Annotated in this window: 2 protein-coding genes; both read right to left on the bottom strand. The window is 46.4% G+C overall.

Features of this window, described 5'->3' with window-relative positions; all coding sequences use genetic code 11:
* Positions 1-296: 296 nt before the first annotated feature.
* Complete coding sequence (locus ABK447_RS11335) at positions 297-8,153, bottom strand: non-ribosomal peptide synthetase (RefSeq protein WP_094031753.1); 7,857 nt, start codon at positions 8,151-8,153, stop codon at positions 297-299.
* An 88-nt stretch (positions 8,154-8,241) separates the two neighbouring features.
* Entirely contained in the window at positions 8,242-24,330 is a 16,089-nt protein-coding gene (locus ABK447_RS11330; protein WP_349908939.1) for a non-ribosomal peptide synthase/polyketide synthase, read from the bottom strand.
* Positions 24,331-24,355 lie beyond the last annotated feature (25 nt).

The raw sequence follows: 24,355 nt of genomic DNA, 5'->3' as shown, positions 1-24,355 counted from the left end.
TTTAGGGAACTTTTACCATTTGAGAACAAATTGCAGTACCGGCAGTAAAAAGCAGACTCCGCAGTTAAGCAACTCAATAATAGAGCTAGTACCTATAAACATACGCTACACTTTTTTCTAATAACTTGACATCCTCCTTTTTCCTTAAAATGTATGATGATTTTTTTACCATTTGATGACAACTGGTCATGGAGAACGCATAACGAGGAAAGCGTTTCAAGCCTATGAGTTTACTCTCTTCTTTTTCGTACAAAATGCCGCTGACTGTCATCCAGCGGCATTTTACACTTGATCATTTACATGTTGTCAAACTTCGTATTTCCCGCAAATGATCCCATTGACAGTTGTTCTTCAAGAACAAGTCCGTGATGATGCCGTTCTTCAATCCGTTTAATAATAGATCGAATGGCTTCCGCATTTTCTTCGATATTGTGAGGTTCAAAGATCGTCACGTGATCTCCTTTTAATTTGTACTCAAGATAATGCTGTGCTGTTGATTGTGTCCAGCCCCTATCATCGGTTACATCGCCGCATAGCAAATGATGGATGTTGGCGTTAACGGCGCCGGAATTGATCACTTCATTGTGGTACGCAAGATAGCCTCTGATTTTATCCTTAATCGAAGGAATGGTTAATATTTCTCTGTAATAGTCCGGAATAATGTCCATATTCAGATGGACGATCTCTTCGATTTCCTCTTCCGATAAATGAGTTACAGAAGTGGTTATTTTAGAATCCAGCATAATCACATCAGATACGGTGCGGCCTCGCTTCTCCAAAGCTTTGGCAGCCTCAAAAGCCAAATTCGATCCCGAAGAGTAACCAAGCAAAACAAAAGGCCCTTGTTCCTGAATGCGTATCATGCTTTCTGCATATCGGTCAACGATTTCTTTCTCATGAGACGGCTCTTCTAAGAAATCAGCAGCATAGACGGTGCTGACGCCGTCAAGTCTTTTCGCCATTTCATTATAAACGAGTCCATATCCGATTAAAGGCGGGAAACAGAACACAGGGATTGAATCTTCCTGGTTCAGCTTGACGAATACGTTATGATCCGTCTCGGATTCGAAAACTGCCGCTTGAATGGCGCGTGCCATTGTTTCGATGGTAGGAAAATCGTATACGGCTTGATAATGCATGTTGAGTCCCATACCGGCGTTAATTTGATCAATGAGCTGCAATACTTTAAGTGAATGGCCGCCAACGTCAAAGAAGTGATCTTTAATCCCGGGGTCAGGCAGAGCTAAAATATCCTTCCATATATCGGCCAGCTGCTTTTCAATTAACGTTCCTGGCGCTGTGTATTCGGTTCCGGTAAGCCTATTTCCCTCAGGAGCCGGCAAAGCTTTTCGATCGATTTTTCCATTAGCAGTTATCGGCATCTTCTCTACTTGTACAAAATAAGCCGGAATCATATACGCAGGCAGTTTGTTCAGCAAATGACGCTTCAGCTGCGCCGTATTTAATGACTCGTCTCCTGACAAGTAAGCACACAGCTGCTTTGAGCCCTCTTTTTCAATCGCGATGACGACCGCTTCTTTGACAGCATCGAGTTGTAATAAAGATGCTTCAATCTCGCCGAGTTCTATCCGGTAGCCTCGGATTTTCACTTGATGATCAATTCGTCCCAAATACTCGATATTTCCGTCCGGCAGCCATCTTGCCAAGTCGCCTGTCCGGTACATCCGCTTCCCTGCTTCAAATGGGTGAGCTGCAAACTTCTCAGCTGTCAGCTCCGGACGGTTCAAATAGCCCCGAGCGAGCCCGTCTCCGGCGATACACAGCTCTCCTGCCACACCGAGCGGCTGGAAATATTCCGATCCGGGCTGTACGATGTACAATTGAATGTTGGAAATCGGTTTACCTATCGGAACGGAGTTAAGCGTTTCTCCCGCTTCACATTCAAAATACGATACATCGATCGTCGCTTCGGTCGGTCCGTATAAATTAATGATTTGAGCCTCGCCCGCCGGTGTGATCATGCGATGAAACCCGGCAACGTGCGCAGGCGTCAAAGCCTCGCCGCTTGCAAATACATATTTTAATGACGCCAGCTTTCTCTTTAATTCCTCGTCGGATTTCTGCTCCATGGACTCAAGAAAAGCATGCAGCATCGCAGGCACAAAATGCATAATGGTGACATTTTTCTGCGCAATCGTATCTAAAATGACGTCAGGGTTCTTTTCTCCTCCGTTTGACAGCAATACCGCTTTAGAACCAGTCATCGACCACCAGAACAATTCCCACACCGATACATCAAAGGTGATTGGGGTTTTTTGCAGAATGACATCCTGCTTATCCAGCGGGTAATGTTCCTGCATCCAAACGAGACGGTTGATTACGGATCGGTGTTCCACCATAACCCCTTTCGGTCGGCCTGTTGATCCCGAAGTATAGATAACATAAGCTAAGTGATTCGGTCCGGCCGTCTGTTTCAAGTTTGAACCATCTTCCCAAGAGAATCGCGGATCTTCCAGGTCAAGCACTTTTCCCGTAAAAGGCACGCTTTTCCTCAAGTGACTCTGTGCTAACAACAGCTTCGTATCCGAATCCTCCAATATATAGTGAATCCGTTCTACCGGATAGCTCGGGTCGATCGGCACATACGCGCCGCCGGCTTTTAAGATTCCGAAGAGTCCTACGATCATTTCCAAGGAACGTTCGGCCATAATCCCGACCGGCTGATCCGGCTGCACGCCTTCTGATTGCAATGTCCGGGCAAGTTGATTCGCTCTTTCATTCAGTTCCCGGTATGTCAGCTGGCTTTCCCCGTATACGACAGCCGTTTGATCAGGCGTACGCTGTGCTTGTTCCTCAAACAATTGATGAAGCGTCTTTTCCTTTGGATAATCTGCTTCCGTATCATTAAATGCCTCTATAAGGAGCGAACGTTCATCTCCCGTAAGTATATCCAAGTCTTGGACGCGAATCGCCTGACTGTTCACCATCTGCTTAATGATTTGCATAAAATGCTCTTCCATCCGCTTGACACTTGCATGATCATAGACGTTGCTATTGTATACAAAATGAATGTCGATTTCTCCAGCCGGCATGACAATGAAATTGAAATCGTAATGGGTATGCTCTTCCATATGGAAATTGATAATGTCCAGCGCGTCACGATTCGGTTTCATATGCTCCATTTGTTTCTCGACCGGATAATTTTCAAATACCATGATATGACTGATCAGCTGCTGCTTTTGTTCGGTTTGAGCCTGAATTTCATACAACGGAAATGTATCATACGCCTGAGAAGCCAATGCCTGCTCCTGGCTCATTTTCAACACTTGTTCCACAGTCATTCCAGGCTGAGCGGTAATACGTACGGGAATGGTGTTGATAAATAAGCCGACCATGGATTCAATACCCGGAATTTCTGCCGGGCGTCCGGATACAACCGACCCGAAAACGACATCCTGACTGTTGTTGTATCTTTGCAGCAATAGCCCCCACGCACTTTGAATGAATGTATTCACGGTGACGTGATGCTTGCTTGCAGTCTGTCTGATTTCTTCTGACAGCTGCTTTCCGAGCCGGCATGCAAGCCTTTGTTTTTGATATTTCTTGGCTTGGTTTGAGACAGGTTCTTTCAGTAAAACGGTTTGTCCTTCATAACCGTCCAAATATTTTTGCCAATAGGCCAAAGCGTTCTGATGATCCTGGTCTTCCAGCCATTCGATATATCGGCTGTACGGGGTGACGGCTTCCCGCTCCGGTTGTCTTCTCTCAAGAAGCTCATAATAGGTTTCAAACACTTCTTTCGTAATAAGAGGCAGACACCAGCCATCCATTAAAATATGATGGAAGCTCCATATCAATCGGACTTGGTCGTCCTCTGTACGAAGGATTGATACGCGCATTAACGCATCTTGGGTAAGGTCGAATCCTCTTGCCTTATCTTTTTGTACAAAGCCGGCAATGAACTCGTTTCGTTGTTTATTCTTCATGCTTCGAATATCTTCAACAGTTATTTCGATCGGTTTTTTTCGGAATACGATCTGTAAAGGCTGATCTTTCCATTCCGTATAAAAATGAGTCCGGAGAATCTCGTGTCTTTCCGCCAGCTGCGACAAACTCATTGTAAATGCCTCAATATCCAAGTCGCCTTTGAGGTCAAAAGCGGCTTGTTCAAAGTAAGCTCTGGAAGCCGAATCGATTAAACTATGGAACAGCATACCTTTCTGCATGGGAGTTAAAGGATATATATTTTCAATGTCGCCGATATGCTGTGTTTGCTTAACAAATTGATCTAATTCCTCGATTGTTATGTCCTTCAGCGAAATATCGCTTGGCGTCAGGTGAATGTGTTCTTGAGCTGCGCAATGTTCGATGACTTCTTTTAGGCTGTTCTTTAAGAGAGCTGCACATGTTTCCATTGTTTCTCTTCGATATTGTTTACCGCTGTAACTGATGGCCAATGACAGCCGACCGTCTGAGATCATGCCGTTAATGTCAAGCGTATAGGCAATGGGGTGCCTGTCGCTCGCAATTTTCCCTCCGGAGTAAGGAGATACCTCGATTCCTCCATTTTCGAAATCTTGATCAAATTGTCCGAGGTAATTGAAGCTGATTTCCGGATGTCCGGTCCATTCTGATGCCTTCGGATGATCGGACAAATATTTCATCAGGCCATATCCTATTCCTTTTTGGGGAATCTGACGCAGCTGTTCTTTCACCGTCCTAATCCGCTGGGAGATGTCCCGGTCCGCCTGGATTTGAAGAGAAACCGGGTATTGGGTTGTGAACCAGCCCACCGTACGTGAAATATCAACGTCTTGAAAAACAGATTCCCTGCCGTGTCCTTCCAGATGAACATGAATTTCTTCATGCCCCGTCCAGCGATGAACAGCCATTCCGAGTCCGGTCAGCAATAAATCATTAATGTCAGTCGTATAGGCACGGTTCGATTTTTTTAATAAACGCTCGGTTTCTTCCTCTGTCCATTGGACGATGATCGTTTCCTGGTCTTCGGCCAGACCGGTCTCCTGCTCATTATCCTTTGGCAATTTGTGTTGCGAGATATGTTTCTGCTCAAGCCAATATTGATTTTTCGCTTCAAATTCCGGGCTTTCTGCATAACGTTTCAATCGTTCAGCCCATAACAGATAGGAATCCGTCTTCTTAGGGAGCGTGATCGCTTCTCCGTTTTGGAGCTGCTCATAAGCTGACGTTATATCCTCAAGTAAAATCCTCCACGATACGCCATCTACAACCAGATGATGAATCGCAATCAGCAAATGATCGCCATCCTGACATTGAAACAATCCCAGTTTCATGAGCGGACCATCGGCTAAATGGATGGATTGCTGAATGTCATTGGCTATCATTTCTATCGTTTCGGCAAGGTTGTTTTCTTCGAGTAAAGAGAATACGTCGAGGCTGAATAATTCTCCTTCACTGATCCCGCAGGTTCTGGCTTCGTATTCATGATCTCCCTGAACATAGACCATGCGCAAAGCATCGTGATGCTCGGCAATCTTCTTCATGACTTTCTGAAGCTTCGATTCGTCCAACCCCTCTTTAAAATAAAGCATGACAGATTGATTATAATGGTGCGGATCAGGGTATTGCCGGGCGAAAAACCAATGCTGAATCGGCGTCAATAAAGTACGGCCTTTGATTTCCCCTTGTTCTGCGATTCGGGTAACGGGCTTAATAAAAGGAGCAAGCCCGGAGATCGTCGGGTGTTTGAACAAGTGTTTGATGTCAAGCTTATACCCGGCTTGATATAAGCTTGAGGTTACCTGAATCGACTTAATCGAATCTCCTCCCAGCTCAAAGAAATGGTCATCGATTCCGACCTGTTCTGCGCCTAATACCGATTCCCACACCCCGGCCAGTATTTTTTCCAGTTCTGTCCGCGGAGCTGTATAAGGATTGCCGGTGAGATTTCCCGTTGGAGCAGGCAGCGCCTGACGATCTATTTTTCCGTTGGAAGTAAGCGGCATCGCTGCCAGCTGTACAAAATAAGCAGGGATCATATAGGACGGAAGCTGCCGGGACAGGTGCTCCCGAATTTCGCCTGCGGTTAAAGAATGCTGTGCGGTATAATAGGCGCACAAGGATGTTTCCCCGTTGGTTTCTTGTGCCGTAACGAGAGCTTCTTGAATCGGCGGTATTTGGAAAAATGCGGATTCGACTTCCCCGATTTCAATGCGGTAACCGCGGATTTTCACCTGGTGGTCGATCCGGCCTAAATATTCGATATTTCCGTCCGGCAGCCGCCTTGCTAAGTCTCCCGTCCGGTACATTTTCACCTCTGGTACAAAGGGGTGCTGCAAAAATCTTTCCGCCGTTAATTCCGCTCTGTTCAAGTATCCTCTGGCGATGCCGTCCCCGCTGATATATATTTCTCCCGGGACGCCGGCCGGCACCGGCTTCATGCTCTTATCCAGCACGAAAATGTTCATGTTGTCCGCGGCGGTTCCGATCGGCACTGATTCCCGTCTGTCGTTTTGCGGATCAAAGGAATAAATCATACAGCCGACGACTGTCTCTGTAGGCCCGTATTCGTTAAAAATTTCGATTTTTCCGCCGAATTTCCCGCTGATGCTTCGGGCGAGCCGCGTGCTTAAATTGTCACCGCCGACAATGAATTTCCGAATGGTGCACTCAGCAGGGATATTTATCTCTTTCAATAACTGCAAGTGCGCCGGGGTCAGCTTGATAATATCCGCCCTTGAATCCTGAATAATGGAATCAAGCAAGGCAGCACTGTTTTCTCCTCCGTAGACAATAATGGCATTTCCTGTAATGAGCGGAGTAAAAACAGACGTTATCGTCAGATCAAAAGCGATGGACGAATATAGGGGAAAGTTGGTTTTTTCCCCTTTGACATAGACCCGGCTGGCCCACCAAATATAATTGGTTAAGCCCTGATGCTCAATTGCCACTCCTTTAGGCTTGCCTGTGGAGCCTGACGTATAAATGACATAGGCCAAATCCTTCGTACTGCTGATCGGTTCCAGGTCAGAGCCGTCTTCGTGGTAAGAGCTTTCCTGATCGAGGAAAACCATTGTGCCCGCAAGTTCCAACTGTTTTTGAAGATGGCTCTGCGTCAGGACGATATCAGCTTGGGAGTCTTCTACTATATACTGTATGCGATGCTTCGGATAATCCGGATCAATTGGCACATAGGCCCCTCCCGCTTTTAAAACGGCCAGTATTCCCACGACCAGTTCGATCTCATGTTCGCAGATAATCGCAGTGAGCCGATCCGTCTTTACCCCCTTTTTCCTTAACGTTCGGGCTAATTGATTGGCACGTTCATTGAGCTGACGATATGTGAATTGCTTTTCTCCGTAAATAACGGCTGCTTGATCCGGTGTTCGTTTCATCTGTTCTTCGAATAACTGATAAACCGTCTTATCCCGCGGATATTCAGTTTTCGCAGTTTGATTGTCAACGAGAAGTGAATGTGTCTCCGATTCTGGCAAAATATTCACTTGACCGAGGGGGAGCTCAGGCTGAAATAATATGACAGAAAATAGCCGGTTTAAATGTCCGAGCACCTGCATCATATACTGACGATCATAGACTTGTTCATTAAAACATAACTTTATGTCAATCAAGTCTTCACCCATAGCAAACTGGAATAAAGCATCTGCAGCAGCCGTTTCTATGAAACCATCAGGATGAATTTGCTCTAGTGAAACGACTGTATCGATGATTGGCAAATGATTTGCATTGTAGTTCAGCCTCAGCTGTCCGGCCATTTTATCAAAGGGAACGTCCTGATATAAGATCGCTTCGTCCAGCGTATGTTTCAATTCATGGAAAATTGATTTAAACGTACTGCCGGAATTGATATGCTGTTTGATTAACATGAGCTGGTCTGAACGAAGATCTTCATCAGTTTCGTCTTCAAAGCTTGGAACCCCTGTAATCACGCCTTCTTCCCCCGTGTATTTGTATAAAAGGGATTCAATTCCGATCAGGAGAACCAGGTAGACGGCCATTGGCGTTTGGTTCGTCATGGTCAGGATGCGCCGTGATACATCCGCACTCAATGAACTGTGAATACAGTCAGATCCACTTGTTATATCACGCTTTACTGTTGAGTCGGACATTTGAAACGAAGGGAATGCACTAGGACGGTCTTCCGTGTGAAACATTCGGCCCCAGAACAACTCCTGTTGTTTGAATTCTGACACTCATATCCCTCCAGTTGGTTTCATTCCTGTTTTCAGGCGACTGGCGGCAGCCGCGGCATTCATGCCGGGACAGCCGCTGCCCCTGTGATTAGAAATCCAATTCGATTGTGCTTGCGAGATGTTTACTTTTGTTTACTTTTTCGCTTAATTGAATGTCTTTTAAAGGAATGGATGGGTTTCTCATAATCGCCGAAAGGATCATGACGTAATCCTTGGCCAATACAGCAATGGTTTTCTTTTTAAACAGTTTCGTACAGTAATCAAAACTGCCCTGAATCTCATCTTGATCTATTAAGAAGTTCAGCTGTAAATCAAATTTGGCTGCCGTCTCTGTTTGTTCATAAGGCCTGACTGCGAGAGAGTCCACTTCAATATCTGTTTGTTCGGTATTTTGCAGGACAAACATCGTATCAAACAATGGATTGCGGCTTAAGTCCCGTTTCACACCCAGTTTTTCAACTAATTCTTCAAAAGGATACTCTTGATGTTCAAAAGCCTTCAGCATGGTTTCTTTCGTTTCCGTTATATAATCCAAAAATGTCTTTTCCGCCATCGGAGCGGTGCGGATGGCTAATGTATTGACAAACATTCCGATAATGGGTTCCAAATCCGCATGCGGTCTCCCTGCAATAGGTGTACCGACAACGATATCATCCTGACCGCTATATTTTGCCAGCAGTATGGAATAGGCCGAGAATAGAATCATGTAAGCGGTCGATCCGGTCAATTCTTCCAGCTGCTTTATCCCTTGGGTGACAGTCTTATCGAGCGTAAAATTGTGCCTTTTCCCATCAAAGCTTCTAACCGGCGGTCTCGCAAAATCTTTCGGCAGCTCGAATGACGGGAGCTCTTCATGAAATACACCAAGCCAATACTCTTCCTGGCTCTTGATTCGTTCTCTTTGTTCTTTTTGATGTTTCCATTCCGTAAAGTCTTTGTACTGAATACGGAGCGGAGCTAACTCTTTGCCGTCATACAATTGAATCAGTTCTTCGACAAAAATATTCATGGAGGCGCCGTCCGTGATAATGTGGTGCATGTCAAACATGAAAATATGCAGGTCTTGTTCTAACTCGATGAGTCCGGCCCTGAGTAATGGAGCTTGGCTGAGATCGAACGGCCGCACGAAGGCCCGGAAACATTCCTCAACCTCGTCGGCTGTTGCTTTGTATCTTTCCATCGAAAACTCCACTTGCGATTTGATCACCTGCACCGGTTCTCCGCGGACCATTTCAAAACCGGTACGCAGCGATTCATGGCGCTGGATCAGTCTTTGGAAAGCGGTTTGCAAGCGATTCATGTCGAGTTTTCCTTCTAATGTAAGAATTCCCGGCATATTGTAGCTCAGTTCTCCGCCTTCTATTTGTGTTGACAGGTAAACCATCTTCTGCACGGACGATACGGGATAGACATCTTTTGCTTTGGCTTTCGGAATATAGTCCGGTCCGTTGGTTTCAGCTTCTGCAATAGCCTGTGCCATTTCTTCAACTGTCGGACATTGAAAGACTTCTCTTAATGAAATGTTTTTGCTGAATTGCTTATGAATTTTGGCGATGAGCGTCATCCCCCGCAACGAGTGGCCGCCCAAATCGAAAAAGTTATCTTTTACACCTATTTCTTTTACCTTCAAAACGTCTTGCCAGATGCATATCAGCTGCTCTTCCATATTCGTCCGCGGAGCAACGTAGTCAGTCCCCGTTTGCAAACCTGCTTCAGGCATCGGTAATGCTCTTCGATTTACTTTTCCATTGCCGGTTAGCGGCAGTTTCTCCAGCTGGATGAAGTATGAAGGGATCATATATCCCGGTATTTGGCCAGCAAGTTTTTCTTTAAGCTGACTGATCGAGAGTGATTGCTCTGCTGTAAAATAGGCATACAAATCGCTTTGGCCATCGGTATTTTCTTTTGCTAGGACAACTGCTTCCTGTACGTGCTTGAGAAGAGCGGCTTCCACCTCACCGAGTTCAACCCGATAACCGCGGATTTTGACTTGATGGTCCCTCCTTCCCGCATATTCAATGTTTCCCTCGGGAAGGTAACGAGCCAGATCGCCTGTTTTATACATCCGTTGATTCGAGTCATATGGGTGCGGAACAAAAGTTTCGAGCGTCAAAGACTCCCTGTTATGATAGCCTCTGGCCAGGCTCACTCCTGAAATACAAAGTTCACCGACGATTCCGACAGGCTGAAGCGTTCCGGCTTCATTCAAAATGAAAATCTCCGTATTTGAAATCGGTTTTCCGATCGGCTGAAGCTCCTGATCTGTATCAGGATCGACGGTATACATGGTCACAACATGCGTCTCCGACGGACCGTAATGATTATGCAATGTGACTTGGTGTCGTGCCAGCATGTCACGCAGCATCCTTGTTGCGATGAGCTGTTCTCCCGCAGCGATGATGTGATCCACGCACTCGGCAAACGGTTCGAAATAGTGTTTCTCTGAGGCAAGGAGCTTAAGGAACGCTGTCGGGAGAAATGCTGTTTGTATCCCGTGCGTTCTGACAAAATCATTGAGCTGCCGTATGTCACGTTTTGCATCATTGCCGATGATAAAGAGTATTCCTCCGCTTGAAAGCGCGGAGAACATTTCTTGATAGCAGACATCAAAGCTCATTGCGGCAAATTGCAGCACTCTGTCAAAGCGAAGCTGCGTATGATCCTGCTCATAAGCGAGCAGATTCGTCATCGTCTTGTGCTCCAGCTGAACGCCTTTCGGCTGCCCTGTTGTGCCTGACGTGTAAATAACATACATTAAATCATTTTCCGAGCAGGAAAGATTAAGATTGTCTGTTCTGCCTTGATATAGTAACGGATCATCAAGCAGAAGCACTTCTCCTTCAAAGAGCGGCGGAATAGCGTGACCTGCACAAGTCAAAAGCACATCGGCACCGCTGTCTTTTAGCATAAAAGCCCGCCGTTTTTCGGGAAGCTCCGGATCGATAGGGAGAAATGCTGCGCCGGCCTTTAATATGGCTAAAATGCCGATGATCATATGTGCTGAGCGATCCGTGAGAACGGCAACAACCTGATCAGTGCAGGCACCCTTATCTTGAAGAACGCGCGCCAGCTGATTGGAACGTTCATTCAGCTGACGATAAGTCAGCGTCTGATTTCCAAACATGACGGCTTCATGATCCGGGTTACGCTCAGCCTGCTGCTCAAAAAGCTGATGAATCGTTGTCGGAATTCGTTTTTCCGCAACTGCAGTATCGTTAAAGAGTTGCTGAATGTCTCTTTCCTCTTCCTTGGTCATCATATTTAAACGAGCCAGCTCGGCCTCAGGCTGTTTAATAATCGAATCAACCAGCTGTTCAAAATGCCCCATCATCCGTTCGATCGTTTCCGGTTTAAACAGAGCCGTCAAGTATTCCAGCGTGAACTGAATACCCGCCCCTTCTTCCACAGCAGTTAAAGTTAGATCAAATTTCGCCATCGTATGTCCGTTTGGATATGGTTTGAAAGTGACGTCATTTATCTCTAACTGTTCCTGCTCCGTGTTTTGAAGCACAAACATGGTGTCAAACAATGGATTGCGGCTCAAGTCTCTGGCGATATTCAGTTGATCGATCAGCGCTTCGAACGGATAATCCTGATGTTCATAAGCTTTTAATGCATTCTCCTTCACTTCGGACAGATACTGAGAGAACGTCTTCCCTTTTTCAGGGTAATTTCTCATCGCCAATGTATTGACAAACATTCCGATAATCGGTTCCAAATCGGCGTGCGGTCTTCCCGCTATAGGACTGCCGACAATAATGTCTTCCTGGCCGCTGTATTTTGAAAGCAATAATGTATAAGACGCAAGGAGCACCATATATAAAGTCGATTCAGTTTGGGATGCCAGCTGCTTTAATCCGTCGCTTTTTTGCTTATCAAGCGTAAAATGCATTGTGGCTCCCGCAAAATCCCGTGCCGACGGCCGGATATAATCGGCCGGCAGATGAAGGACAGGAACGTCGCCGCTGTACAGCTCTAACCAATAGGCTTCTTGTTTTTGAATCTGCTGTAATCTCGCTTCGCCGGTCTGCCATACCGCGTAGTCCTTGTACTGGATGCGCAGGGGCGGTAATGTCTCTCCTTCATAAATCCGGATAAATTCTTTGATCAATACGCTCATGGATGTTCCGTCAGAAATAATGTGGTGCATATCAAACATCAGAATTCCGCGGTCAGGTTGAAGTTCAATCAGCCCTACGCGAAGCAGCGGCGGCTCATCCAGGTGAAAAGGACGAATAAATTGGCGGATATAAAGGTCCGCATCATCTTCTTCCCCTTGGTACCACTCTGCTTCAAACGCCGCGTGATCCAAGACATACTGAACAGGTTCTCCGTCAGCCATTTTAAAACCGGTGCGCAAAGATTCATGGCGCAAAATCAGCGTGCGGAAGGCTTGCTGCAGCTTGTCACGATCAAGCTTTCCTTCCACAGTCATCAGTCCCAGCATGTTGTAACTGAGTTCTCCGCCTTCCAAGTGATTCAGGATGTACAACCGTTTTTGTGCTGAGGATACCGGATAATAAGGTCTTTTTTCAATTGCAGGAATCGCGGCATACCCGGTCAGCTCCGTCTTCGTGATCGTCCGTGCGAGCTGTTCAATGGTTGGGAAACGGAAGACGTCCCGCAAAGGAATTTGGACATGCATTTGCTTTTGTATTTTTGCAATCAGCGCCGTTGCCCGCAGGGAGTGTCCGCCGATCTCAAAAAAGTGATCTCTGATCCCCACCTGCTCTAGTCCAAGGACATCCTCCCAAATTGCTGTCAGCTGGATTTCTGCCGAAGTTTGCGGCGGGACGTACTCTATGCCGCTGTCACGCTTTTTGACCGGAGCCGGCAATAACTGGCGATTCAACTTCCCGTTTGGCGTCAGCGGCATCTTATCCAGCTGCACAAAATGAGCGGGGATCATATATCCGGGTAAATGCCGGGCCATTCTTTCGCGAAGTTCACTGATCTGTATTGTCTTATCTGCTGCAAAGTATCCGCACAAGTAATATTCATCATCTGCATCTTTAAGGGCAGCTGCGGCGGCTTCTTGAATATCAGGAACGTTCAGCATCACCGATTCGATTTCACCGAGTTCAATCCGAAAACCTTGAATTTTCACCTGATGATCAATCCGGCCGATATATTCAATATTTCCATCCGGCAGAAGGCGGGCCAGATCACCGGTTCTGTACATTCGGTCCTCCGGTACAAACGGATCGGCAACAAATTTTTCGTCCGTCAGTTCCGGCAGGTTCAAGTAACCCCGCCCGACACCGTCCCCTGCAATATACAGCTCGCCTTGGACGCCCTTCGGCTGCAGCCGTTTTTTTGAATCAAGAATGTACATTCGGTTTCTGCCTAACGGCTTGCCTATAGGGACATAGTTTTGGCTGCGTGCCCAAGCATCGGAAGAACATTCAATGTTGAACAGAGACGCGTCTACGCAAGTCTCCGTAGGCCCATATACATTAGTAATCCCAGGCGCAGCGCCATGCTCGCCGAATAATTGCTTGAGCTTATTTACCGTCGTTTTGGAAAGAGCCTCTCCTCCGATTAAAAGATGCTGAAGCGTGACTCCCTGCAAATCACCTGCAGCTATCAAAAGCTTTAAGTGGGCAGGTGTTCCGTCAGTGATGTCAATCGAATGCTGCCGATAGTAACGGCATAAGGCAGCACCGTCTGACACTATCTCTTTCGGAACAATAAACAAGGTATGGCCTGACAGCAAGGAAGCATACATTTGCTGAACAGAAGCATCGAAATAATATGGAGCGAGCATGGCTATATTCAGCTCCGCATCATAGGCAGAGTATACTTGGCGGCTCAGCCCTTCTATCAGGTGGATGACCTGGCGATGTTCAATTAACGTGCCTTTAGGCTTGCCTGTCGTGCCGGAAGTATAAATGGCATAGGCCAGTTGACTGGACTGATAAGAGAGTGCAAGACTGCTGTCTTTTTCGTGATAGAAATGTTCCTCCATGAGATCGATACATGTTCCTGAGAAGCCGATGTCATCCTGCAGCTTCCCGCAGTAAAGCAATACGCTGATGCTTGAATCATTTAAAATATAACGGATGCGTTCAGACGGAGAATCAGGATCTATCGGCAAATATGCACCGCCCGCTTTTAAAACTCCCAAGATGCCTACAACCATCTCAAGCGAGCGTTCAGTCATAATGCCGACAAGCTGATCCGCCTGCACTCCTTTTGCCTGCAAGGTTCGAGCAAGCTGATTGGCACGCCGGTTCAGTTCTTCGTAGGTGAATTGTTTACCCTCGAATACAACCGCTGTATTGTCCGGAGTACGATGCGCCTGTTCCTCGAACAACTCATGAATCGTTTTTTCACGCGGGTAATGCATGTCATTAGACTGAAAGCGGCTGAGCAGATATTCTTTTTCTTGCTGAGTGAGAAGCTCCAAATCTTCTATTTTGACAGACGGCTGCCGCAATACTTGCTGCATGAGTTTTTCAAAATGACCTCGGAGCCGCTCCACTTCTGATTTTTCATATTCGTTTTCATTAAAACCGAAATGAACGGCCAGCTGTTTGCCAGGTATGACAACCACATTCAAATCATAGTGGGAGTGTTCCTGCATATGAAAATTCGTAATGTTCAGCTCCGTACCATGATGTCCCGTCTCTTCGGCTTGCTGCCCTATCGGATAATTTTCAAAGATCATGATATGATCAATTAAGTTTTGCTTTTGTTCCGTTTGGGCCTGAATTTCGTATAAAGGATAGGTATCGTACGATTGGGAAGCCAGCGCGTTTTGTTGAACCATTTGCATCGTATCAGCAAAAGTGCTGTCCTCATCGCAGCGGATGCGAACCGGAATCGTATTGATGAACAGGCCGATCATCTGTTCCACATCAGGAATTTCCGCCGGCCTTCCCGACACGACACTGCCGAAGACAACGTCTGCGGACCCGCTGTATTTCTGTAATAATACTCCCCATAACGTTTGGATCAACGTATTTAACGTAACCTGATGCTGATTTGCGATCTGCTGTAATTGTTTTGTCTGTTCGTGATCAAATCGGCAGATCAAATTGGCATAAGCGTATTCTTTTTGTTCATGCTGCGCTATTTTATGAAGAAGCGTGGTTTCACCTTTATATCCTTCAAGATACCCGCTCCAGTACCGCTTTGCCGCTCCCTGATCTTGGCGGTCAAGCCACTCGATATAGTCGCTGTAAGGAACTGCCGATAGCGGTTCTGGTTCCCTGCCTTCCTGTAAGGCGCTATAATGATCAAACACTTCCTTCGTGATAAGAGACAGGCACCAGCCATCCATCACAATATGATGGAAGCTCCAAATCAAATGATATTTGCGGTCTTCCATCCGGAAAATCGCTATGCGCATCAGCGGATCCCGAGCCAAGTCAAATCCTTTTGCCTTATCTTCTCTTTGATAGGCTGCGATTGCATCCTCTCTCAGGTGCTCCTCTATATCACGCAAATCTGCAAAATGAATTTGCGGTGTTTGCGTTTTATAGACAATTTGTAAAGGAGTGTCGTTCCAGCCGCTGTAAAAACGGGTTCTGAGCACGGCGTATGTTTCAAATAATCGTTCAAGGCTTGCTTTAAACCAATCAATCTTTAACTCTCCCTGCAAATCGAACGATGCTTGTTCAAAATAAGAACTTGAGGCCTCGTCCAGCAGGCTGTGGAAGAGCATTCCTTTCTGCATCGGAGTGAGCGGATACACGTTTTCAACCTCACCTGCATGCGGCAGTTGAATGAGGAGCTGATCCAATTCGTCAATGGATATGCCTTTTAACAAAATATCGCTTGGCGTCAGTTCCGATTGTTCTTTATGAACGCAATGCGTAATGATGGTCCGCAGGCGGCTTTGAATCGTTTCCGATAACCGCATGATCGTTTCTTTTGCGTACTGTTTGCTGCTGTAGCTGATCGTAAGCTTCAGCCGGCCGTCGGTGATCATTCCGTTTATATTCAATACATACGGTCTTTCTTGATGTCCGCTTGAGTCTGAACCGCAAGAATAAGAAGATAATTGAACCCCATGCCGCTGTAAATCTTGGTCAAACTGTCCCAGGTAGTTAAAGCTGATCTCGGGATTGAGTTTCGATGGCATTCCGCCGCTTAAGTACCTTGCTATTCCATATCCGATCCCTTTATGCGGAATTTGGCGCAATCCTTCTTTGGTCGTCTTGATATAATCAGAGATCTCTTTGCCCGGCTGCGCGTGCAGCACAACCGGATACAGACTTGTAAACCAGCCGACCGTGCGGGAGATATCTATATCTTGTATAATCTGTTCTCTGCCGTGTCCCTCTAAATGAATCGGAATTTGTTCCAGTCCTGACCAATGCGATATGGAAAGACCCAGAGAAGTTAAAAGCAAATCGTTTATTTCCGTGTGATAAGCGCGATTCGCTTGTTTTAATAAGAGCTCCGTTTCCTCTTTCGTCCATTCCACAGCTGCTGTTTCACTGTCTTTTGCAGTTGTATGGGTTTCATGAAAATCTTTAGGCAGCGGTTTGACTTCGGTTTGTTCAATTTTTGTCCAATATTCCTGTTCTTGTTTTATGGTTTCACTTTGCGCATATTCTGACAGTCTCTTAGCCCATAATTGGAAAGAGTCTGTTTTTTGCGGCAGTTGAATCACTCGCCCGTTCTCGGCTTGCTTGTAGCCGCTAACGATATCTTCCAGTAAAATGCGCCATGAAATCCCGTCTATAATCAAATGATGGATGGCAATGAGCAAATGATCTCCATCTGCGCATTGAAACAACCCGGCTTTCATTAACGGCCCATCACTTAAACGCATACTGCTTTGTATCTCATCAGCTTTGGCTTCAATTGTCCGTCCCGGATCGGGATCTTCTTTCAGATTCAGGACTTCTAAGCGGTACAGTCCGCTTTGGGCGATTTCTTCATTCTGTGCCTCACAGCCATTTTCCGTAGTCCGGAATGTCATGCGGAGCGCATCGTGATGTTCAGCAAGCTTTTGCAGGGTTTGATGAAGCTGCGTTTCCTGAAAACCTTCCGGCGCATGCAGCATGACGGCTTGATTGTAATAATGCTGATCTGTTGTTGTTTGTTCGAAAAACCAATGCTGAATAGGAGTCAGGCTGACTTTTCCTTTGACCTCACCTTGATCGGCTATACGCAGATTCTGCTTGATATGCGGACTCAATTCAGCAATTGTTGCATATTGAAACAAGTCTTTGATTTCCATTTTGTATCCTTGCTGATTTAATCTGGAGGATACTTGAATGGATTTAATGGAATCTCCGCCAAGGTCAAAGAAATTATCAAGAATACTGACGTTTTCAGCGCCTAATACCGATTCCCAGGTAGAAACTAATATTTCTTCAGCATTTGTTCGGGGAGCTTTATACTCTGCTCTGTCCTGCAGCTCGAAATCCGGAGCCGGCAGCCCTTTTCTGTTTATTTTTCCGTTAGAAGTTAAAGGCATTTCATCAAGCTCGATAAAATAAGCCGGAACCATATAACTTGCAAGGGTATGAGACAATTGTTTCCGGAGCCGGGCTGCCGTTGTTTGCCCGCCGCTCACGTAATATGCACACAATTGTTTAAACCCGTGGACGTCCTCTCTGGCTGTAACGACAGCTTCCTTGATCGCTTCTTCTTGAAGCAGTGCCGCCTCGATCTCGCCTAATTCGATACGATAGCCTCTGATTTTCACTTGTTCATCTATTCTGCCCGCATATTCAATGTTTCCGTCCGCCAGCCACTTCGCCAAATCCCCGGTCTTATACATCTTCGCTCCGGGTTCAAACGGGTCATCGACAAATTTCTCTGCCGTTAATTCGGGACGGTTCAAATATCCTCTTGCCACACCGGCGCCGCTGATATAGATCTCTCCCGGGACACCGATCGGCGCGGGTTTCATATTCTCATCAAGAACGTAAATGCTCGTGTTTGCCGCAGCGGTTCCGATCGGTACCGATTCCCGCCTGTCCTTTGCGGCATCGTAACGGTAAATCATGCAGCCGACAACGGTTTCCGTCGGTCCGTACTCATTGCATATTTCAATCCGGCCTTCGAACTGTTCATGAATGCTGCGGGCTAACCGGGTGCTTAAGTTTTCCCCGCCCACAATCATTCTTCGGACAGCCGTTTGATCGGCAATGTTCATTTCTTTCAAGACCTGCAAATGGGCCGGGGTCAATTTAATGATATCCACCCTCGGGTCCCGCACAATCGATTCAAGCAGAGCTGTTTTATCCTCTCCGTCATAGACGATGATTGCATTGCCTGTGACAAGCGGCGTGAAAATAGAAGTCACCGTCAGATCAAAAGAAATTGACGAATACAATGGGAAGTTGGCTTTCTCGCCTTTTACATAAACCTCTTTCGCCCACCAAATATAATTGGTCAAGCCTCGGTGCTCGATTAGTACGCCTTTTGGCCGGCCTGTGGAACCTGACGTATAAATGACATATGCCAAATGGCTCGCATCATTTATCGGAGCAAGGTCAGAGCCATCTTGGTGATAAGAACTTTCATCATCAAGTAAAACCGTGGCGCCTTCATAGGCAAGCTGTTTCCTGACGTCCCGCTGCATTAAAACGATTCCGGCTTGGGAGTCATCCAGCATATACCGGATGCGGTCTTGCGGATATTCCGGATCTATAGGGACATAGGCTCCGCCTGATTTTAAAACGGCAAGGATTCCGACCACCGATTCGATGCTGTTTCTTGTGATGATGGCTACAGGCTGATCCGTCTGCACTCCTTTCGCTCTTAACGTTCGCGCCAGTCGGTTGGCCCGCTTATTGAGCTCTCCGTACGTGAGCTGCCTGTCCTTATCAATGACGGCTGCTTGATCGGGCGTACGCTGCGATTGCTCTTCAAATAATTGATGAACCGGCGTCTGCGGGAACGGCGCAGCCGTGTCGTTCAGCGTCTGCAGAAGGGTTCTTCTTTCGCCTTCCGTTAACAATTCCGCTTGATCCACCCGGATATCCGCATCTGTCACGACTTGATGCAGGATTTGCATGAAATGTTCCCGAACCCGCTCTATGCTTGCCCGCTCATACACATTTGCATTGTATTCAAAAGAGATGTTCATCTCGTCGCCCGGTATAACGGTCAAATTAAAATCGTAGTTGGTCTGTTCTTCCATTTGTACGTTGGAAATCGTGATGGATGTTCCGTTTTGGCGGCCTATACTTTCCATATACTGATCAACCGGATAATTTTCGAATATCATTAAATGTGTAATTAAATCTTGCTTTTGCGTTGTACGCGCTTGAATATCGTACAGTGGGTGCGTCTCAAATTGTTGAGACGCTACAGCCCTTTCCTGCGCCTCTTTCATAAGCCCGGCAAACGTTGTCCCGGCTTCACACCGAAACCGGACAGGAATGGTGTTAATGAATAAGCCGATCATGGTTTCCACGTTTGGAATTCCAGCGGGTCTTCCGGATACAACACTTCCAAACACAACGTCCCGGCTGCGGTTATATTTCTGCAGCAAAACCGCCCATGCCGTCTGCAGCAGCGTGTTCAGCGTGACATGATGCTTGCCTGCCGTCCGCTTCATTTTCGAAGTGAGATCAGAGCTTATGTCACACGTCACTTTTTCAGGAACGTATCGTCCGTCTTCCGCTGCATGGTGATCCTTAGGAAGGCCGGTTTGCTCCTCATATCCCTCCAAGTACTGATCCCAATAAGCCGTGGCTTCTTTCGCATCTTGCCGGCCGAGCCATTCAATATATTGACTGTACGGAGTAATTGACGATTGTTCAGGCTGTTTTTGCTGAAGCAAAGCAAAGTAATTCTCGAAAATTTCTTTTGTAATCAGCGGCAGACACCAGCCGTCCATCAAAATATGGTGGAAACTCCAGATAAAACGGTATGTCTTTTCATCCGTACGAAGGATGAATAACCGCATTAACGCGCCTTTTTCTAAGTCGAACCCCCGCATCTTATCTTCTCTGGCATACTGCTGAATCATTGCTTCTTTTTGAGATTCCTTCATCTCTCGTAAGTCATTGAATTGAAAACCGATTTTTTTCGTTTTGAATATGATTTGGAGCGGCTGATCCTTCCAGCCTCTGTAAAAATTCGTGCGGAAAATATCATATTTTTGCGATAAGCCGTCCAAGCTTTTTGAAAATGAATCAATTTCCAGATCTCCATGCAGATCAAACATCGTTTGCTGAAAATAAGCACCAGAATTCGGATCAAATAAGCTGTGAAACAGCATGCCCTTCTGCATCGGCGTTAATGGATAAATATTTTCCGCTTCGCCTAATTCACGCGTCTGCTCCAAAAGCTGTTCCAGTTCGTCGATTGAGATGTCTTTTAACAGGATGTCACTTGGTGTGAGAGAAGTCTGCTGCCGGCTTACGCAATGCGCAATGACTTCTTGCAGACTTTCTATCAACCCCCGGGCAAATTGAGCCATAGTAGATCTTTCGTATTGTTTGCTGCTGTAGCTCAGTGTCAGTGATAATGTCCCTTCGGCAATCATTCCGTTCAAATCAAGCACGGCCGTTCTCTCTTGGTTTTCGTTCATTGACAACCCTGTGGAAAAAGGCGAGATGCGCAAAGCCTGATGCTTCAGGTCTTGGTCAAATTGTCCCAAATAATTAAACGATATCTCCGGATTCAGCTGCAGGCTGTCGGCTTCCGAGTGCCCGGATATATATTTGATGATGCTGTAATTCATTCCTTTGTCAGGGATACGGCGCAGCCCTTCTTTTACGATCTTGATCCGCTGCGACAGGTTTTTTCCGGCTTCCATCCTCAGGACGACAGGGTACTGGCTTGTGAACCATCCTATCGTGCGGGAAATGTCAGCATCCGGAATAATCGGTTCTCTCCCGTGGCCTTCCAAATTCACGACAATCTCTTCCGTGCCTGTCCACTTGTGAACAGCCAGCCCTAACGAAGTCAGCAGCAGATCGTTGATATCCGTGTTGTAGGCGCGGTTCGCTTGTTTTAATAATTGCTCCGTTTCCTCTTTTGTCCATTGAATCGTCACTTCTTCGCTGTCTCTTAATAACGCCCCTTCGCTGATAGTGTCCTTAGGCAATGGCTGAGGCTTTATACTTGAAAGCTCAGTCCAATACGCAATCTCCTCTTCCATATCGGTTTCCGCCGCATATTTGGACAATTGACCGGCCCAGAATGGAAACGAGTCTGTTTTTTGCGGGAGCTGGATCGTTTGTCCGCGTTCTGCCTGCTCATAACCGCTTGCAAAATCTTCGAGCAAAATACGCCAGGATACACCGTCAATCAGCAAATGATGAATTGCAATCAGCAAATGATCTCCGTCCGGACATTGGAACAAACCGAGCTTCATCAATGGCCCTTTGTCTAATACCATGCTGCTTTGAATCTCATTCGCTTTATCGGCAATCGCTTGAGCCGGATCGGTTTCCCCTTTATAATTCATCACTTCCAGATGGAATAGTTCACTTTCATCTGTTCCTGTAATTCGCGGAGCGTATCCATCCGGCGTTTTTTCAAAAATCATCCTCAAGGCATCGTGATGCGACGCGATCCGTTCCATCGTCCGGCGAAGCGGGCCCTCTTTAAAGCCTTCCGCCGAATATAACATGACGGCCTGATTGTAATGGTGTGCATGCGGCATTTTTTGCTCAAAAAACCAATGCTGTATCGGGGTCAGCTTGGTTCCGCCATTCACTTCTCCTTGATCAGCCACCCTGCTGACCGATGCTACAAACTGACTAAGTTCAGCAATCGAGGGGTGTTTAAACAAATGCTTCATATCAACCTTGTATCCGGCTTGATACAATCTGGATGACACCTGAATTGATTTAATCGAATCTCCGCCAAAATCAAAGAAATTATCCAAAATTCCTATACGTTCTGCCCCTAATACTTCTTGCCAGATAGACGCCAGCAGTTCTTCTATTGTGTTCCGCGGGGCTATGTATTCGTTGTCCGCCCGCGTATTTTCGTCAGCAGCAGGCAAAGCTTTCAGATCAATCTTCCCATTGGAAGTGAGCGGAATGCGTTCCAAAGGGATAAAGCGGGAGGGAATCATATAATTCGGCAGTTCCCGGGATAATTCTTCTCTGAACTGCGCAGCGGTCAAAGAAGGCTCGCCGACATAATAGGCATACAATTGTTTGGCCCCGTCTGCGTCTTCCCGCGCGACAACTGCGGCTTCACGAACGTTTTCCAGATTGAACATGGCTGCCTCTACCTCGCCGATCTCAATCCGGTAGCCGCGAATTTTCACTTGATGATCAATCCGCCCTAAATATTCGATTCTTCCATCCGGCAGCCATCTGGCGAGATCCCCCGTTTTATACATCTTTTGACCAGGGACATGCAGATGCTCCACAAATTTTTCCTCCGTCAATTCAGGCCGATTGAGGTAGCCGCGGGCCACTCCCGCTCCTCCGACATACAGCTCTCCCGGTACGCCGATCGGCTGGATTTGATGGTGCGCTCCTAAAATATAAGCTTGATGGTTGGCCACCGGGCTGCCGATTGTGATCTGTTCATCAGCGGACTGAACAGGGTGAAATGTAGATACCACGCTGTTTTCTGTCGGTCCGTATTCATTATTGATCCGAATGCGAGGCTGCAGAGAATGCAGCTTCTCAACTGTATCTGTTTCCAGCTGCTCACCGCCTACAACAACATGCTGAACATGGATGAAGTCCTCTCTGTTCATCTGTTCGATCATCGTTTTCAGAAGACGGGGGGAAGTTGAAAAATGAGTAATTCTTTCTTGTTTTATGGCATTTTGAATGGCGAAGGTTTCTTTATTCTCTTCATTAGGCAAAAGGTGCAAAGTTGCTCCTGAGATGAGCGGGCCGAAGAAATTTAAAATGAACGCATCAAAAACATACGGGTACAAGACAAGCACGCGATCCGCCGGAGAATGCTTGAAAAACGCCTTCTTCCACTGAAGCGAGTTCACAATGCCGCCGTGTTCAACCATGACCCCTTTCGGCTTTCCTGTTGTACCCGACGTATAAATGACATAGGCTAAATGGCTGTGTCCCGCTACTGGTGATAACAATGAGCAATCGGCATGGTATGATGTTTCATCATTCAAATCAATCACCGGGCCGTCAAAGGCGAGGCTGTTTTTTAAATGATGCTGAACAAGAAGAACGTCTGCATCCGCATCATGAAGCAAATATTGAAGCCGCTCTTTTGGATATTCAGGATCCAGGGGCACATAAGCGCCCCCTGCCTTCCAAACAGCTATAATGGATACGATCATCTCTAATGAACGATCAGCGAGAATGGCGACTAACGTATCGGGTTGAACCCCGCAATTACGCAATGTTCTTGCCAAACGGCTCGCCTTCTCATTCAGTTCCCTGTACGTCAAATGGTCGTTTTTAAACTTGACGGCCGCATGCTCAGGCGTTCTTTCTGCCTGCTCTTCAAATAATTGATAGACTGTTCTGCTCCCGGAGAAATCTCTGACGGTGTCGTTAAAATCAAACAATAGCTTCTGTTTTTCCGCTTCCGGTAAGATCTCTGCCGTATGGATCGCGGCTTGAGGCTGAAACAGGATCACAGACAGTAGCTGATCCAAATGGGATACAATTTGATTGATATAGCGCTCATCGTACAGATTGCCGTTATAAAAAAGCTTCAAATGAATCCCGTTGTTCTCCAAATCAAAGTGAAACAGCGTATCGGTTGCAGTATCTTCTTTACATTGCAAGGAATGAATTTCGTTAAGCGAAACGACGGTATGAATCAAAGGCATATGCTCGTCATTGTATTGCACGCTCAGATGCCGGGCCATTTTTCTAAACGGCAGGTTTTGATTTTTCAGAGAATCATTAACGGCTTCTTTCAGCTGCCCGAATACGGTTTTAAATGTGCTCTCGTTTGAAAGCGTATTTTTTAAGAGGACAATGTTGTTAACGGCTGACTGGCCGGCTTTTTGCTTCGATACCGTTGGAATGCCAAGAATCAGGCTCGTGCGATCCGTATATTTATACAACAAGCATTCAATACCCGCCAATAAAATCAGATAGGCCGCCATATCGGAATGATTCGCCATTGTCATAATTCTTTGAGATACTTCCGGAGATAAGGAACGGCAGATGCATTTTTCCTGGTAGCCGGTACGGGCCAACGACGCTTTATCCGCTGCTTTAAAGTAAGGGAATGCGCTTAGGCCGTCTTCTTCATCAAACAGGTTTTCCCAGTACGTTTCTTGAGTTTTAAATACCGACATTGGAGCACCTCATTTTATATATTTT

The sequence above is a fragment of the Bacillus sp. hwrm1 genome, from assembly GCF_040207805.1.
GTDB lineage: Bacteria > Bacillota > Bacilli > Bacillales > Bacillaceae > Bacillus > Bacillus velezensis.
Note: the sequence above shows the minus strand (reverse complement) of the source record. Positions and strands in the feature narration are given on the sequence as shown.